The organism is Pseudomonas sp. H3_D04 (assembly GCF_054669175.1).
This window is the reverse complement of sequence record NZ_CP162801.1, coordinates 3,958,356-3,973,696: the sequence shown is the minus strand read 5'-3', so window position 1 is coordinate 3,973,696 and position 15,341 is coordinate 3,958,356. Positions and strand designations below refer to the sequence as shown.

The following is a 15,341-nucleotide window of genomic DNA, read 5'->3' as shown; positions in this document are numbered from 1 at the left end:
ATGATCGGTTGCGGCTAGCCCGGGACCTGATGTGGTACCTGATACACCGCCTTCGCGGGCAAGCCTCGCTCCTACTGGTTATGTGTCGATGCACGAAACCTGTAGGAGCGAGGCTTGCCCGCGAAGGCGATCTCTCAGACGCTGAAAAAGCCAGGGTCAGCTGTCTGTTCGTTGCCCCACCAGACTATCCACCGACGGCACCCGCGTATCGCTTTCCATCTGCGTGTCGTGCTCGATTTGATGACTGAACCGGTCCAGCGAGCCCTTTGCCGGCTGCGCATCACTGGCAAATACCGGCGGGCTCAGAATGTAGGCGCCGAGTAGACGACTCAGCGCCGCCAGGCTATCGATGTGCGTGCGCTCGTAACCGTGAGTGGCATCGCAGCCGAAGGCGAGCAGGGCGGTGCGGATGTCGTGCCCGGCGGTGACCGCCGAATGCGCATCGCTGAAGTAATAGCGAAACAGGTCGCGGCGCACCGGCAACTCGTTTTCACTGGCCAACCTGAGCAAGTGCCGCGACAGGTGATAGTCGTAAGGCCCGCCGGAATCCTGCATCGCCACGCTCACCGCGTGTTCGCTGGAATGCTGGCCGGGCGCAACCGGCGCGATGTCGATGCCGACGAATTCGCTGACGTCCCAAGGCAACGCAGCCGCCGCGCCGCTGCCGGTTTCCTCGGTGATGGTGAACAGCGGATGACAATCGATCATCAACTCCTCACCGCTGTCGATGATCGCTTTCATCGCCGCCAGCAGCGCCGCAACACCCGCTTTGTCGTCGAGGTGACGGGCGCTGATGTGACCGCTTTCGGTGAACTCCGGCAGTGGGTCGAAGGCGACGAAATCGCCCACACTGATCCCCAGGGAATCGCAGTCGGCGCGGGTGGCGCAGTAAGCGTCCAGACGCAACTCAACGTGATCCCAGCTGATCGGCAATTCATCTACGGCGGTGTTGAATGCGTGCCCGGAAGCCATCAGCGGTAGCACGCTGCCGCGAATCACTCCGTTGTCGGTGAACAGGCTGACACGGCTGCCCTCGGCAAAACGACTGGACCAGCAACCGACCGGGGCGAGGGTCAGGCGACCGTTGTCTTTCACCGCGCGGACCGCGGCGCCGATGGTGTCGAGGTGAGCGGAGACCGCACGGTCCGGGCTGTTTTTCTTGCCCTTGAGCGTGGCGCGGATGGTGCCGCGCCGGGTCATCTCAAAGGGAATGCCCAATTCTTCAAGGCGTTCGGCGACGTACCGCACGATGGTGTCGGTAAAGCCGGTCGGGCTGGGAATGGCGAGCATTTCCAGCAGGACTTTTTGCAGGTAATTGAGATCCGGTTCGGGAATTTTGCTGGTCATGGAAACTCCTGATGAGTAAAGAACATCGATGGTTTCGATGAGGGAAAAGTTGGGTGCCTGACCTGGCGCCTTCGCGAGCAAGATTCGCTCCTACAGGTAATACGCGTTCCTTTGTAGGAGCGAGGCTTGCCCGTGAAGGCGTCAGTCCAGCCGACCCGTGACTAGGAAACTGCCGGCTGACTGTGCGGAAACAGCAAATCCACAAACCGCTCGGCCGTCGGCTGCGGTTCATGGTTGGCCAGCCCGGCGCGTTCGTTGGCTTCGATAAACACGTATTCCGGTTGATCGGCGGCAGGCACCATCAGGTCGAGCCCGACCATGGGAATGTCCAGCGCCCGCGCAGCCCGTACGGCGGCATCGATCAGGGTCGGATGCAAGATCGCCGTGACATCCTCCAGAACGCCACCGGTATGCAGATTTGCCGTACGCCTGACGAACAGATGCTCGCCGGCCGGCAGAATACTGTTGTAGTCATAACCCGCCGCCTGCAGCGTGCGCTCGGTCTCATGGTCCCGCGGGATTTTGCTTTCACCGCTGGTGGCCGCCTGCCGACGCCGACTCTGCGCTTCGATCAGCGCGCCGATGGAATGCTGACCATCGCCCACCACCTCCGCAGGCCGGCGAATCGCCGCGGCGACCACCTCGAAACCGATCACTACAATTCGCAAATCGAGACCTTCGTGGAAACTTTCCAGCAGCACGCGGCTGTCGAACTGCCGGGCTGATTCGATGGCTTGCTGGACCTCTTCAATCGTCCGCAAATCCACCGCGACGCCTTGACCTTGCTCACCATCCAAAGGCTTGACCACCACCCGCTCGTGCTCGTCGAGAAACGCCAGGTTGTCGTCGGCGTTGCCGGCCAGTTGCTGCGAGGGCAGGTTCAAACCGGCGGCCTTGAGCACTTTGTGCGTCAGGCTTTTGTCCTGGCACAGGCTCATGCTGATGGCGCTGGTCAGGTCGCTCAGGGATTCGCGGCAACGCACCCGGCGTCCGCCATGGCTGAGGGTGAACATCCCGGCGTCGGCATTATCGACATGCACATCGATGCCGCGTCGATGGGCTTCCTCGACAATGATCCGCGCATAGGGGTTGAAATCGGCCTCAGGCCCAGGACCCAGAAACAGCGGCTGATTGATGCCGTTCTTGCGCTTGATGGCGAAGGTCGACAGGTTGCGAAAACCAAGCTTGGCGTAGAGACTTTTCGCCTGCCGGTTGTCGTGCAACACCGACAGGTCCAGGTAACTCAGCCCACGGCTCATGAAGTGCTCGATCAAATGCCGCACCAGCACTTCACCGACGCCGGGCCGCGAGCAGTGCGGATCGACCGCCAGGCACCACAGGCTGCTGCCGTTCTCTGGATCGTTGAACGCCTTGTGATGGTTGAGGCCCATGACGCTGCCGATGATCGCGCCGCTGTCTTCATCTTCGGCCAGCCAATACACCGGGCCGCCCTGATGTCGCGGCGTCAGCAAATTCGCATCAATGGGCAACATGCCGCGCGCCTGGTACAGCTGATTGATCGCCTGCCAATCAGTCTCGCTTTGCGCCCGGCGAATGCGAAAACCGCGAAACACCCGGGTTGACTGACGGTAATCGCTGAACCAAAGACGCAAGGTGTCGGAAGGGTCGAGGAACAGTTGCGCCGGTTCCAGCCCCAATACTTGCTGGGGGGCGGCCACGTACAAGGCGATGTCGCGCTCACCGGGCTGCTCGTTGAGCAACTCTTGCGCCAGGCTCGCCGCGTCCGGGAAGGTATGGCCGATCAGCAACCGGCCCCAGCCGCAATGCACCGCAATCGGCGCCGCGCCCAGTTCACTGCCGTCTTCGGCCAGCCGTGCCTGCAAACGTTCATAGGAGGGGGACTGACCGCGCAACAAGCGTTGGCTGTAAGCCGTGGCGTGGGGTTTCATCGATCAGATTCCTTGTTCACTGAGCCACAGGTTCAGCGCCGCCAATTGCCACAGCTTGGAGCCGCGCAACGGAGTCAGCTGGCCTTGCGGATCGGTCAGCAGGCGGTCGAGCATGGCCGGGTTGAACAGGCCGCGATCCTGGCTTGGATCGAGCAGCAGTTCGCGCACCCAGTTCAGCGTATCGCCCTGCAAATGCTTGAGGCCCGGCACCGGAAAGTAACCTTTCTTGCGGTCAATCACTTCGCTTGGAATGACCAGTCGAGCAGCCTCTTTCAAGACTTGCTTGCCGCCGTCCGGCAGTTTGAATTTGCCCGGCACCCGGGCCGACAATTCCACCAGGCGATAGTCGAGAAACGGTGTGCGCGCTTCCAGGCCCCAGGCCATGGTCATGTTGTCGACACGCTTGACCGGGTCGTCCACCAACATGATCGTGCTGTCCAGACGCAGGGCTTTATCCACCGCCGCCTCGGCGCCGGGTTGTGCGAAATGTTCCTTCACGAAGTCACCGGCAGCGTCATTGGCCGTCAGCCATTTCGGTTGCACGGTGGCGGCGTAATCCTCGTAGCTGCGATCGAAGAACGCATCGCGATAGGCCGCGTACGGATCGGCGGCGCCATCGACTTGTGGGTACCAGTGATAGCCGGCGAACAACTCGTCCGCGCCCTGGCCGCTCTGCACCACTTTGCAATGCTTGGCCACTTCCCGTGACAGCAGGTAGAAGGCGATGCAGTCATGGCTGACCATCGGCTCGCTCATGGCGCGGAACGCCGCGGGCAGTTGCTCGATGATCTCTTTTTCGTCGATGCGCAGTTGATGGTGCTGCGTGTTGTAGTGCTTGGCGATCAAGTCCGAATACTGGAACTCATCACCACGTTCGCCGCCGGCATCCTGGAAACCGATAGAGAAGGTCGACAGGTTTTCCACGCCGACTTCACGCAACAGACCCACCAGCATGCTCGAATCGACACCGCCCGACAGCAGTACGCCGACGTCCACGGCCGCACGTTGACGGATCGCCACCGCGTCGCGGGTGCTGTCGAGTACACGGTCACGCCAGTCTTCGAGCGTCAGGTTCATCTCGTCGGCGTGTGGGCCGTAAGGCAGGGTCCACCAGGTTTTCTGCTCAGTGGTACCGTCTGCTTCGATGCGCATCCAGGTGGCCGGTGGCAGTTTTTCGATGCCGGCCAGCAAGGTGCGCGGTGCCGGGACCACGGCGTGGAAATTCAGATAGTGATTGAGTGCCACCGGATCGAGGATCGGGTTGATGTCGCCGCCTTTGAGCAACGCCGGCAGCGCCGAGGCAAAGCGCAGGCGCTGGCCGGTGCGCGACAGGTACAGCGGCTTCACGCCGAGACGGTCACGCGCGATAAACAGGCGCTTGGCGTCGCGTTCCCAGATCGCGAAGGCGAACATGCCATTGAGTTTCGGCAGCAGTGCCTCGCCCCAGGCGTGATAACCCTTGAGCAGCACCTCGGTGTCACCACCGGAATAGAAGGCATAACCGAGGCTTTCCAGTTCGGTGCGCAGTTCCGGGAAGTTGTAGATCGCGCCATTGAAGGCCAGGGACAAACCCAATTGGTTGTCGACCATCGGCTGCGCCGAGCCGTCCGACAGGTCCATGATTTTCAGGCGACGGTGGCCCAGGGCAATCGGCCCCTGGCTGTGGAAGCCCCACGCGTCAGGGCCGCGAGGGGCCAGGTGATGGGTGATTCGTTCAACGGCTGCAAGGTCCGCAGGTTGATGATCAAAGCGTAACTCGCCAGCTAATCCGCACATAAAGTCCTTACCGGTTTTTCCGTTGGGGAGGGTCAATCGATACCCGCCAAAAACGGCGGGTACTCAGAAACTGACCCGGTGGGATCGTGGGAGTTTTAGATCGATAAGTAATAAGAGGGAATGTGCAGGGAGGCGCCTTCAGCCGAAAACGCCGGTCCGCACGGGATAGATCGATCGATTAAACCGAAAGAATGCGGATTCATTTACCCCGAATCAGGCGCCGCAAGGCGAAACGATTCGGATGGCACGCCTCGGCCACGGCTCTGGGTAATGGCAGCGGTTCGTTGTCGAGCCAGGCCGCGAGCAACTCGCCTGACAACGGCGCGGTAATCAGCCCTCGTGAGCCGTGGCCGCTGTTGACGTACAAACCGTCCAGCCATGGACATGGGGTGTCTGGCGTTTGCCGGGCGTCCTTGCTCAGGGCGATGTAGGCGTCGGCGAAGGCCTGGCGGTCAGACAAAGGGCCGACAATTGGCAGGTAGTCGGGGCTGGTGCAGCGGAACGCCGCGCGACCTTCAAGTGCCTCGGGTTGCAGGGCCTCTGCGCCGAGTCGGGCGACCAGATCCACCGAGATTTCTTCGAGCATCTGCAGGTTGCCGGCATGCTCGGCCGTGGTGGGCGTCAGGTCGTCGTTGTTGAAATCAAAACTGGCACCCAGGGTGTGTTCACCCAGGCGGGCCGGCGCGACATAACCTTCGGCACATACCACGGTGCTCAGGCTCTGGCTTGCAGGTGTTTGGGGCAGGCGGGTGATCTGTCCACGAATCCGTTTGAGCGGCAAGTCGCTGCTGAAGTCGAAACGCTTGATCTCGGCGGCGCCGGCCAGCACCACCACCGCTGCGTTGGCCAGCAGCCTATGACCCTCCCACGCTTGCCATTGCCCTTCGACACGACGCAGTTCCAGTACATCGTGATGGGGCAGGAACCGGATATTCGGATGTGCCGCTTGCCATGCGCACAGGGCGGGCGGATGCACCCAACCGCCTTCGGGGTAAAACAGGCCACCCGATTGCAACGCGATGCCCGCGCGGATCTGCGCGTGTTGCTGATCGAGTGTGTGCAGCAAATCCTCGGGAAACGCCGCCGCCAGTTGTGCCTGACGTTCGGCCTCCTTGGCGTTGAAGGCCAGTTGCAGCACGCCGCAATCGTCCCAGTCGACGCCTCGGTGCAAGTGCTCAAGCAAACGCCGGGTGTGACCGAATCCACTGACAATCAACTGTGACAAGGCCGTGCCATGGGCCGAGAGCTTGAGGTACAACACGCCCTGGGGATTGCCCGACGCTTCCTGTGCCAGCGCATCGTGGCGCTCCAGCAAACTGACTTGCCAGCCCCGTGCCGCCAGGCTGGCGGCGGTGGCGCAACCGGCCAGTCCTGCGCCAATCACCAAAGCGTGACGTTCGCCGGTCAACGGCGTTGGGCGGGCAAACCAGGGTTTCGCAACGACAGGCGTGGGGGTTTCTGCAGGCCAGCCCAGAAACACACCGCGCAGGATTTCCCATTTGTGACCGATGCCGGGCGTGCGCTTCATCTTGAAACCCGCCGCGTTCAACAGACGGCGCACCCAACCGGTGCTGGTGAACGTGCTAATGGTCGAGCCGGGCGCTGCCAATCGAGCCAGTTCGGCAAACAACTCGGCGGTCCACATGTCGGGATTTTTCGCCGGGGCAAAACCGTCGAGAAACCACGCATCAACCTGCGCGTCCAGCTGCGGCAATTGCTCCAGCGCATCGCCGATCAGCAACGTCAGGGTCACACGACCGTTGTCCAAGACCATTCGCTGGAAGCCTTGATGGATCGCCACGTATTGCGCCAGCAATTGATCGGCAAACGGCTTGAGCTCCGGCCACAAAGCCAGCGCACGCTGCAGGTCTGGCTGGCTCAGCGGGTACTTTTCGACACTGATAAAGTGCAGGCGCGCACCGGCCACGGCGTGCTGTTCGAACAACTGCCAGGCGCAGAGGAAGTTAAGTCCGGTACCGAAACCGGTTTCGCCAATGACCAGTCGACCGCCGTCGGCCAACGCGGCGAAGCGTTCACGCAAACCGTTCTGTTCGAGAAATACGTAGCGGGTTTCTTCAAGGCCTGACTTGTCCGAAAAATAGACATCGTCGAACACCCGCGAATACGGGCGACCCTGGTCGTCCCAGTCGAGTTGGGCGTGAGGTAATACAGGTTTCATGGCAGGCTCGGCAACGGCAAGGCGGTCATTCTAGCTGATCGAGGTGGTGATGCCTGATCCATGGCAGTGTCGGGTAGTGGTGCCACAGGCAATCGCCACAAAAAGCCGACCGCCAAGGAATTTTCTGTGATGACGGACAGCCCAATCCGCTAGTCTTGGCGCAATCAGGAAAGGGAGTCGTCCATGTTCGAATCTGCTGAAATCGGTCACGCCATCGACAAAGAAACCTACGACGCTGAAGAACCGGCACTGCGTGAAGCGTTGCTCGAAGCGCAGTTCGAACTTCAACAGCAAAAGCGCTTTCCGGTGATCGTCCTGATCAACGGCATTGAAGGCGCCGGGAAGGGCGAGACGGTCAAGCTGCTCAACGAGTGGATGGACCCGCGTCTTATCGAAGTCCGCACTTTCGATCAGCAGACCGATGAAGAGCTGGCGCGACCTCCGGCCTGGCGCTACTGGCGAATGCTCCCGGCCAAGGGGCGCATGGGGATTTTCTTCGGCAACTGGTACAGCCAGATGCTCCAGGGCCGGGTCCATGGACTGTTCAAGGACGCGGTGCTGGATCAGGCGATCAACCAGTCGGAGCGCTTTGAAAAGATGCTCTGCGACGAAGGCGCGCTGATTTTCAAGTTCTGGTTTCACCTCTCCAAGAAGCAGATGAAGGCGCGCCTCAAGGCACTCGCCGACGACCCTTTGCACAGCTGGCGCATCAGTCCGCTGGACTGGCAACAATCCCGGACTTACGACAAGTTCGTGAAGTACGGCGAGCGCGTGTTGCGTCGCACCAGCCGCGACTACGCGCCCTGGCACGTGATTGAAGGCGTGGATGTGCATTACCGCAGTCTGGCGGTGGGCAAGATCCTGCTCGAAGGCCTGCAAAGTGCCTTGAAACGATCCAGAATCCATCCGGCCAAGGTCAACGCTGCGCCGCTGCCGATCCATGTCGATCAGCTCAACTTGCTTGACAGCCTCGACTTGAGCCAGCGTCTGGACAAGGAAGATTACGAAGAACAACTGATTACCGAGCAGGCGCGATTCTCCGGCCTGATGCGTGACAAACGCATGCGCCAATTCGCCTTGATCGCAGTGTTCGAAGGCAATGACGCGGCGGGCAAGGGCGGTGCAATCCGGCGCGTGGCCGCGGCGCTCGATCCACGTCAGTACAGCATCGTGCCGATTGCCGCGCCCACCGAGGAAGAACGGGCGCAACCGTATTTGTGGCGCTTTTGGCGGCACATTCCGGCCAAGGGCAAGTTCACCGTATTCGATCGCTCGTGGTATGGCCGGGTATTGGTCGAGCGCGTCGAAGAACTCTGTCCGCCCGCCGACTGGCTGCGGGCCTACAGCGAGATTAACGATTTCGAAGAGCAGATTTCCGAATCGGGCGTCATCGTGGTCAAGTTCTGGCTGGCCATCGACAAGGAAACGCAACTGGAGCGTTTCGAATCCCGTGAAGACATTCCCTTCAAGCGTTTCAAGATCACTGAAGACGACTGGCGCAATCGGGACAAGTGGGACGCTTATCGCGCGGCCGTCGGCGACATGGTTGACCGCACCAGCACGGAAATCTCGCCATGGACGCTGGTGGAGGCCAATGACAAGCGCTGGGCCCGGGTCAAGGTCCTGCGCACGATCAACCTGGCGCTGGAAGCCGCGTTCGAAAAATCAGACAAGCACGACAAGAAGGCCAAAAAACGCAAGTCGTGAGCCGATGGTTACGCATACGCGGGGTGAATGATTGTCGCGGTCGGTTATGGGGTGGACTTATGCTCGGTCCACTCCCAACCGATAACAACAATGAGGTATGCCATGCGTGAAGTGGTGATCGTCGACAGCGTGCGGACCGGCCTGGCCAAATCCTTTCGCGGCAAGTTCAACCAGACCCGTCCGGATGACATGGCGGCGCATTGCGTCGATGCCTTGTTGGCGCGCACCGGCATCGACCCGGCCAGTGTCGAGGATTGCATCGTCGGCGCGGGCTCCAACGAAGGCGCCCAGGGCTATAACATCGGTCGCAACGTCGCGGTGTTGTCACGCCTGGGTATCGGCACCGCAGGCATGACCCTCAACCGTTTCTGCTCGTCGGGCTTGCAGGCCATCGCCATCGCCGCCAACCAGATCGCGTCGGGCTGCAGCGACATCATCGTGGCCGGTGGCGTCGAGTCGATCAGCCTGACCATGAAAAGCGTCAACACCGACCACCTGATCAACCCGCTTCTGAAAGAGCAGGTGCCGGGCCTCTATTTCCCGATGGGCCAGACTGCTGAAATCGTTGCACGTCGTTACGACGTCAGTCGCCAGGAACAGGATCTGTATGCCCTGCAGAGTCAGCTGCGTACGGCCCAGGCTCAGGCCGCTGGTTTGTTCGATGATGAAATCGTGCCGATGGCGGTGAAGTATCGGGTTGAAGACAAGGTCACCGGCCAGGTGCAGATCCTCGACGGGATCGTCGACCGCGACGACTGCAACCGCCCAGACACCACGCTGGAAAGCCTGGCCGGGCTGAAACCGGTATTTGCCGAAGACGGTTCGGTCACGGCGGGTAACTCGTCGCAGCTGTCCGATGGCGCTTCGATGACGCTGGTCATGAGTCTGGAAAAAGCCCTGGCGCTGGGTCTCAAGCCCAAGGCGTTCTTCCGTGGTTTCACGGTGGCCGGGTGCGAACCGGACGAGATGGGCATCGGTCCGGTGTTCTCGGTGCCGAAATTGCTCAAGGCCAAGGGTTTGCGGGTGGGTGACATTGATCTGTGGGAGCTGAACGAAGCGTTTGCGTCGCAGTGCCTGTACAGCCGCAATCGCCTGGAAATCGATAACGACAAGTACAACGTCAATGGCGGCTCGATTTCCATCGGCCACCCGTTCGGCATGACCGGCTCGCGTCAGGTCGGGCACATTGTGCGTGAGTTGCAGCGGCGCAACTTGCGGTATGGCGTGGTCACCATGTGCGTGGGTGGCGGGATGGGGGCGACGGGGTTGTTCGAAGCGGTGCGCTAAGTCCGCAAGACTTCTGTTGCCTGATTAACCGCTATCGCGAGCAGGCTCGCTCCCACATTGGATCTATGGCGCGCATCAGAACCCTGTGGGAGCGAGCTTGCTCGCGATGGCAACACCTCGGTCTATCGATCTAGACTCACAAGCTGCATCCGCGCGATGTAAGCCTGAATCTCCCGTGCAGCCGCCTGCGGATTATCAAACGGTCCCTCCAGCGTGTTTTCCCGGGTGCTGAAAAATAGTTCTCCATTCACACGACATACCCGGTCGCAACGAAAGTGCGTGGCGGGGGCGGTGTCCTGGGCGCGCTTGCCGTACATGGCGGTCTCCTGAGGGATGTTCCGGTTAGCGGATCCAATGAGCTTATGCATGAACCACTTGCGGCGCCTGACCAACTGATCGGCGGCACTTCGCCAGATTAATGGTGCGACCTGCACAGTTTCATTCGCGGCCCGTCGCCAACTGTCCCTGTGTCACGCCGAGGTCTGCGCCTAGAATGGTGTTTCTTGCCATCTGGCTTTGGGGTTCGCATGCACATTTCATCCGGTCGCTGGGTTTACGGTCTGTTCCTGGCCTTGCTGACCGCAGTCCTGTGGGGAATCCTGCCGATCAAACTCAAGCAAGTCCTGCTGGTGATGGACCCGGTGACGGTGACCTGGTTTCGCCTGACGGTGTCCGGTGGTTGTCTGTTCATTTATCTGGCGGCGACCAGGCGCCTGCCCAGTCGCAAAGTCCTCGGCCCGCGCGGTGGCTGGCTGGTGTTGATGGCGGTGCTGGGCCTGGTCGGCAACTACGTGTTGTACCTGATGGGCCTGAACCTGCTCAGCCCCGGCACCGCGCAACTGGTGGTGCAGATGGGCCCGATCATGTTGCTGATCGCCAGCCTGTTTGTATTCAAGGAACGGTTCAGTGTGGGGCAGGGGATTGGTCTGCTGGTGCTGCTGATCGGTTTCGCGCTGTTCTTTAATCAACGTCTGGCCGAGCTGTTGACCTCGCTGACCGATTACACCGCCGGCGTGTTGCTGGTGCTGCTGGCTTCGACGGTCTGGACGTTTTACGCACTGGGGCAGAAGCAATTGCTGACGGTGTGGAATTCGTTGCAGGTGATGATGGTGATCTACCTGTTCTGCGCGCTGTTGCTGACGCCTTGGGTGCATCCGCTGGAGGCGCTGCAGTTGAACCCGTTGCAAGGCTGGTTATTGCTGGCGTGCTGCATGAACACCTTGATCGCTTATGGCGCCTTTGCCGAAGCGCTGGCCCATTGGGAAGCTTCGCGGGTGAGTGCGACGCTGGCGATAACACCGTTGGTGACGTTTGGCGCAGTGGCCGTGGCCGCGTGGGCATGGCCGGAATATGTGCATGCCGAGACGATCAATGGCCTGGGGTATGGCGGGGCGGTGTTGGTGGTGGTGGGGTCGGCGTTGGTGGCGTTGGGGCCTTCGTTGATTGCCGGGCTCAGGGCTCGGCGAGTACGGATAGCCGCAGGTTGAACCGCGTTATCGTTCTTCGCGAGCAGGCTCGCCCCCACATTTAACCGAGTTCTATCAGAAGAATGCGGCCCCCTGTGGGAGCGAGCCTGCTCGCGATGGCTGATTGTCAGGCGCTACACACTCAGCCCTTGGCGCCCGCTTCCAACATATTCTCCGGCCTTACCCACGCATCAAACTCTTCATCCGTCAGATACCCCAGTTGCAATGCCGCCTCTCGCAAGGTCAGCCCCTCGCTGTAAGCCTTCTTGGCAATCTCCGCCGATTTGTCGTAGCCGATATGCGGGTTCAGCGCGGTCACCAGCATCAGCCCACGCTCCAGGTGCTCGGCCATTTTCGCCGCGTCCGGTTCCAGGCCGGCGATGCAATGCTGCTGGAAGTTACTGCAGCCATCGCCCAGCAGGCGGATCGATTGCAGCAGGTTGTGGATGATCACCGGTTTGAACACGTTCAGTTGCAAGTGCCCCTGACTCGCCGCAAAACCAATGGCGACGTCGTTGCCCAGGACTTGGCACGCCAGCATCGACAGCGCTTCACACTGGGTCGGATTGACCTTGCCCGGCATGATTGAGCTGCCCGGTTCGTTGGCCGGCAGTTTCACTTCGGCAAAACCTGCACGCGGCCCGGAACCTAGCAGACGCAAGTCGTTGGCGATTTTCATCAGGGTCACGGCGAGGGTTTTCAGCGCGCCCGACAGGGTGGTCAGCGGCTCATGGCCGGCCAGCGCGGCGAACTTGTTCGGCGCGGTAACGAACGGCAGGCCGGAAAGGGCCGCCAACTCCGCAGCGATCGCTTCACCAAAACCGTGGGGTGAGTTCAGCCCGGTGCCAACCGCGGTGCCGCCCTGCGCCAGTTCACAGACCGCCGGCAGTGCGCTGCGGATTGCCCGTTCGGCGTAATCCAGTTGCGCGATGAACGCCGAGAGTTCCTGGCCGAAGGTGATCGGCGTGGCGTCCATCATGTGGGTGCGGCCGGTCTTGACCAGTTTCATGTGCCGCGCCGCCAACTCGGCCAGGCCGCCGGAGAGTTCACTGATTGCCGGTAGCAAATGCTGCTGCACTGCCTGGGCGGCGGCAATGTGCATGGCGGTCGGGAAGCAGTCGTTGGAGCTTTGCGAGCGGTTGACGTGATCATTGGGGTGAACCGGGGTCTTGCCACCACGCGGGTTGCCGGCCAGTTCGTTGGCGCGGCCGGCGATCACTTCGTTGACGTTCATGTTGCTCTGGGTGCCGCTGCCGGTCTGCCAGACCACCAGCGGGAACTGGTCGTCGTGGCTGCCGTCGAGCACTTCGTCTGCGGCCTGTTCGATCAGGCGGGCGATGTCGGCGGGCAGGTCGCCGTTGCGGTCATTGACCCGCGCCGCGGCTTTCTTGATCAGGGCCAGTGCGTGCAGCACGGCCAGGGGCATGCGTTCGTTGCCAATGGCGAAGTTGATCAGCGAGCGTTGCGTTTGAGCACCCCAGTAGGCCTCATCCGGGACTTCCACCTGGCCAAGGCTGTCGGTTTCGATACGGCTCATCTTGCACACTCCTGTAGGTCGATAGCGCAGTTTAGGCCGTGATCGCCGGCCGTGGTTCCATCAGTCTGTTTTTTGACCGTTCGCCCCCTCTAATTCAGGCCTGACAAGGCTTGGGGTTGAGTGACACACTTTTTTAGGCGCAGAATGGTCGCCCTTGGGGTTTTACCTCGCCTGCTAGAAAAGGAAACTCGATGACTCGTCTTCGTGCCATCTGTACCGCGGTTGCACTGGTTTGCGCCAGCGGCCCTGTTTTTGCCGATACCGCCAGCCACAACGCCAGTGCCGAAGCTTTCCTGACCCTGGCGCACGCTGACAAATTGGGCACTCCGGTGTACATGCAAGTGCAGCAAATGTTCGCTCAGCGCTTTGAACAGACCAAAGCCCCTGAATCGAAAAAAGCCCTGCTGGAAACCTATCAAGCCAAGGCCAACGCCGCTCTGGACGCAGCCATTGGCTGGAACAAGCTGAAGCCAGACATGGTCAAGCTCTACACCACCAACTTCAGCGAATCCGAGCTGAAAGACCTGGTCGCGTTCTACAAGTCGCCACTGGGCAAGAAAGTCCTGGAAAAAATGCCGCAGCTGACTCAGCAGTCGGCCCAGATGACTCAAGCCAAGCTGGAAAGCGCGGTGCCTGTGGTCAACAAGCTGTTGGCTGACATGACTGCCGAGCTGGAGCCTAAAGGCGCCGCCGCTCCAGCCAAGAAAAAGCCTTAAGCGGAGCCCGGTATGACCATGCAACAACGCATCGAATCGACGCTGGGCTTGTTACAGCCCGAGCATCTGCAAGTGCTGGATGAAAGCCACATGCACAGCCGTGGGTTGCAGACCCACTTCAAGGCGGTGGTGGTCAGCCAGCAGTTTGAAGGGCTCAACCGCGTCAAGCGTCACCAGAAAGTCTACGGTACGCTCGGCGAGCTGATGGGCGAGTTCCATGCGTTGGCGTTGCATACCTACACGCCTGAAGAATGGGCACAGATCGACGCGGCCCCGGCCTCGCCAACCTGCGCTGGCGGCAGCTAGGAGCCAGGTTTGCCCGCGAAGGCGTCCTCAAGATCGCCTTCGCGGGCAAGCCTTGCTCCTACAGAAGCACTTATTTTTGATAGACTGCCCAACGCGCCGCTCACCCGGCGCGTTTTTTTTATTCCGGTTCACCCTTTGCGAGGGTAGCCACCTGGAGAAACACCCATGACACAACAGATTGTCGTGGCGGCACTGTATAAGTTCGTCACTCTGGAAGATTACGTTGCCCTGCGCGAGCCACTGCTGCAAGCCATGGTCGACAATGGCATCAAGGGCACGCTGCTGATCGCCGAAGAAGGCATCAACGGTACCGTGTCCGGCAGCCGCGAAGGTATAGACGGGCTGATGGCCTGGCTCAAGAACGACCCGCGCATGGACGACATCGACCACAAAGAGTCGTACTGCGACGACCAGCCGTTCTACCGCACCAAGGTCAAGCTCAAGAAAGAAATCGTCACCCTCGGCGTCGAAGGCGTGGACCCGAACAAACAGGTCGGCACCTACGTCGATCCACAGAACTGGAATGCGCTGATCAGCGACCCTGAAGTGCTGTTGATCGACACCCGCAACGACTACGAGGTTTCGATCGGCACCTTCGAAGGCGCCATCGACCCGAAAACCACCAGTTTTCGCGAATTCCCCGACTACATCAAAGCCCACTTCGACCCGGCCGTGCACAAGAAAGTCGCGATGTTCTGCACCGGCGGCATTCGTTGTGAGAAGGCCTCTAGCTACATGCTCAGCCAGGGTTTCGACGAGGTCTATCACCTCAAGGGCGGTATCCTGAAGTACCTTGAAGAGGTGTCGCAGGAAGAAACCAAATGGCAGGGCGACTGCTTCGTGTTCGACAACCGCGTGACCGTGCGCCATGACCTCAGCGAAGGCGACTACGATCAATGTCATGCCTGTCGTACGCCGGTAAGCGTCGAAGACCGCACGTCCGAGCATTACGTGGCCGGCATCAGTTGCCCGCATTGCTGGGATACGCTGAGCGAGAAAACCCGTCGCAGCGCCATTGATCGGCAGAAGCAGATCGAACTGGCCAAGGCGCGCAACCTGCCTCACCCGATCGGCTACAACTACAAGCAAACTCCTTCAGAGGCTTGAACC

Annotated in this window: 12 protein-coding genes; 6 read left to right on the top strand and 6 right to left on the bottom strand. The window is 60.6% G+C overall.

The features are described from left to right. Positions 1-156: 156 nt before the first annotated feature. The 4 genes from AB4N91_RS18230 to mnmC all read right to left on the bottom strand — a co-directional run bounded on the left by AB4N91_RS18230 (position 157) and on the right by mnmC (position 7,212). Positions 157-1,347, bottom strand: a complete 1,191-nt coding sequence (locus tag AB4N91_RS18230; RefSeq protein ID WP_010461749.1) for an osmoprotectant NAGGN system M42 family peptidase — start codon at positions 1,345-1,347, stop codon at positions 157-159. 161 nt (positions 1,348-1,508) lie between these two features. Next, a complete protein-coding gene (gene ngg / locus AB4N91_RS18225; RefSeq protein WP_460111463.1) occupies positions 1,509-3,257 on the bottom strand; it encodes an N-acetylglutaminylglutamine synthetase in 1,749 nt (582 codons plus the stop codon). Positions 3,258-3,260: 3 nt separating this feature from the next. Continuing rightward, a complete protein-coding gene (locus AB4N91_RS18220) occupies positions 3,261-5,033 on the bottom strand; it encodes an N-acetylglutaminylglutamine amidotransferase (protein ID WP_010461733.1) in 1,773 nt (590 codons plus the stop codon). 199 nt (positions 5,034-5,232) lie between these two features. Beyond that, the gene (mnmC, locus tag AB4N91_RS18215; protein WP_460111460.1) at positions 5,233-7,212 is read right to left on the bottom strand and encodes a bifunctional tRNA (5-methylaminomethyl-2-thiouridine)(34)-methyltransferase MnmD/FAD-dependent 5-carboxymethylaminomethyl-2-thiouridine(34) oxidoreductase MnmC; all 1,980 of its coding nucleotides are present in this window, start codon (positions 7,210-7,212) and stop codon (positions 5,233-5,235) included. Between the two features lie 183 nt (positions 7,213-7,395). On the opposite strand from mnmC, the gene pap reads away from it, so the two are divergent. Together pap and AB4N91_RS18205 are read left to right on the top strand one after the other, a co-directional pair. Continuing rightward, entirely contained in the window at positions 7,396-8,919 is a 1,524-nt protein-coding gene (pap, locus tag AB4N91_RS18210) for a polyphosphate:AMP phosphotransferase (RefSeq protein WP_077747970.1), read from the top strand. Positions 8,920-9,021: 102 nt separating this feature from the next. After that, complete coding sequence (locus AB4N91_RS18205; protein ID WP_221108757.1) at positions 9,022-10,206, top strand: thiolase family protein; 1,185 nt, start codon at positions 9,022-9,024, stop codon at positions 10,204-10,206. Positions 10,207-10,328: 122 nt separating this feature from the next. Here the strand turns inward: AB4N91_RS18205 and AB4N91_RS18200 are convergent, their stop codons facing one another. Beyond that, a complete protein-coding gene (locus AB4N91_RS18200) occupies positions 10,329-10,523 on the bottom strand; it encodes a DUF6316 family protein (RefSeq protein ID WP_042932915.1) in 195 nt (64 codons plus the stop codon). A 210-nt stretch (positions 10,524-10,733) separates the two neighbouring features. On the opposite strand from AB4N91_RS18200, the gene AB4N91_RS18195 reads away from it, so the two are divergent. Further along, positions 10,734-11,693 (top strand): DMT family transporter, encoded by a 960-nt coding sequence (locus AB4N91_RS18195; RefSeq protein ID WP_010461711.1) that lies wholly within the window; start codon positions 10,734-10,736, stop codon positions 11,691-11,693. Between the two features lie 121 nt (positions 11,694-11,814). Here AB4N91_RS18195 and AB4N91_RS18190 read toward each other — a convergent pair whose 3' ends face one another. Beyond that, positions 11,815-13,209: a class II fumarate hydratase gene (locus AB4N91_RS18190; protein ID WP_102595638.1), complete on the bottom strand. Its 1,395-nt coding sequence runs from the start codon at positions 13,207-13,209 to the stop codon at positions 11,815-11,817. 191 nt (positions 13,210-13,400) lie between these two features. Between AB4N91_RS18190 and AB4N91_RS18185 the strand changes: the two genes are divergently transcribed. The 3 genes from AB4N91_RS18185 (at position 13,401) to trhO (ending at position 15,338) form a co-directional block, all read left to right on the top strand. Beyond that, on the top strand, positions 13,401-13,925 hold the full coding sequence (locus AB4N91_RS18185) for a DUF2059 domain-containing protein (RefSeq protein WP_010461709.1): 525 nt from the start codon (positions 13,401-13,403) through the stop codon (positions 13,923-13,925). Positions 13,926-13,937: 12 nt separating this feature from the next. Beyond that, entirely contained in the window at positions 13,938-14,231 is a 294-nt protein-coding gene (locus tag AB4N91_RS18180) for a BolA family protein (RefSeq protein ID WP_010461708.1), read from the top strand. A 165-nt stretch (positions 14,232-14,396) separates the two neighbouring features. Further along, positions 14,397-15,338 (top strand): oxygen-dependent tRNA uridine(34) hydroxylase TrhO, encoded by a 942-nt coding sequence (trhO, locus tag AB4N91_RS18175; protein ID WP_460111452.1) that lies wholly within the window; start codon positions 14,397-14,399, stop codon positions 15,336-15,338. The last annotated feature ends 3 nt before the right edge of the window (positions 15,339-15,341 follow it).

Coding starts and splice junctions, on each gene's coding strand:
- AB4N91_RS18230 (WP_010461749.1), bottom strand. CDS start 1,347: ATGACCAGCAAAATTCCCGAACCGGATCTCAATTACCTGCAAAAAGTC.
- ngg (WP_460111463.1), bottom strand. CDS start 3,257: ATGAAACCCCACGCCACGGCTTACAGCCAACGCTTGTTGCGCGGTCAG.
- AB4N91_RS18220 (WP_010461733.1), bottom strand. CDS start 5,033: ATGTGCGGATTAGCTGGCGAGTTACGCTTTGATCATCAACCTGCGGAC.
- mnmC (WP_460111460.1), bottom strand. CDS start 7,212: ATGAAACCTGTATTACCTCACGCCCAACTCGACTGGGACGACCAGGGT.
- pap (WP_077747970.1), top strand. CDS start 7,396: ATGTTCGAATCTGCTGAAATCGGTCACGCCATCGACAAAGAAACCTAC.
- AB4N91_RS18205 (WP_221108757.1), top strand. CDS start 9,022: ATGCGTGAAGTGGTGATCGTCGACAGCGTGCGGACCGGCCTGGCCAAA.
- AB4N91_RS18200 (WP_042932915.1), bottom strand. CDS start 10,523: ATGTACGGCAAGCGCGCCCAGGACACCGCCCCCGCCACGCACTTTCGT.
- AB4N91_RS18195 (WP_010461711.1), top strand. CDS start 10,734: ATGCACATTTCATCCGGTCGCTGGGTTTACGGTCTGTTCCTGGCCTTG.
- AB4N91_RS18190 (WP_102595638.1), bottom strand. CDS start 13,209: ATGAGCCGTATCGAAACCGACAGCCTTGGCCAGGTGGAAGTCCCGGAT.
- AB4N91_RS18185 (WP_010461709.1), top strand. CDS start 13,401: ATGACTCGTCTTCGTGCCATCTGTACCGCGGTTGCACTGGTTTGCGCC.
- AB4N91_RS18180 (WP_010461708.1), top strand. CDS start 13,938: ATGACCATGCAACAACGCATCGAATCGACGCTGGGCTTGTTACAGCCC.
- trhO (WP_460111452.1), top strand. CDS start 14,397: ATGACACAACAGATTGTCGTGGCGGCACTGTATAAGTTCGTCACTCTG.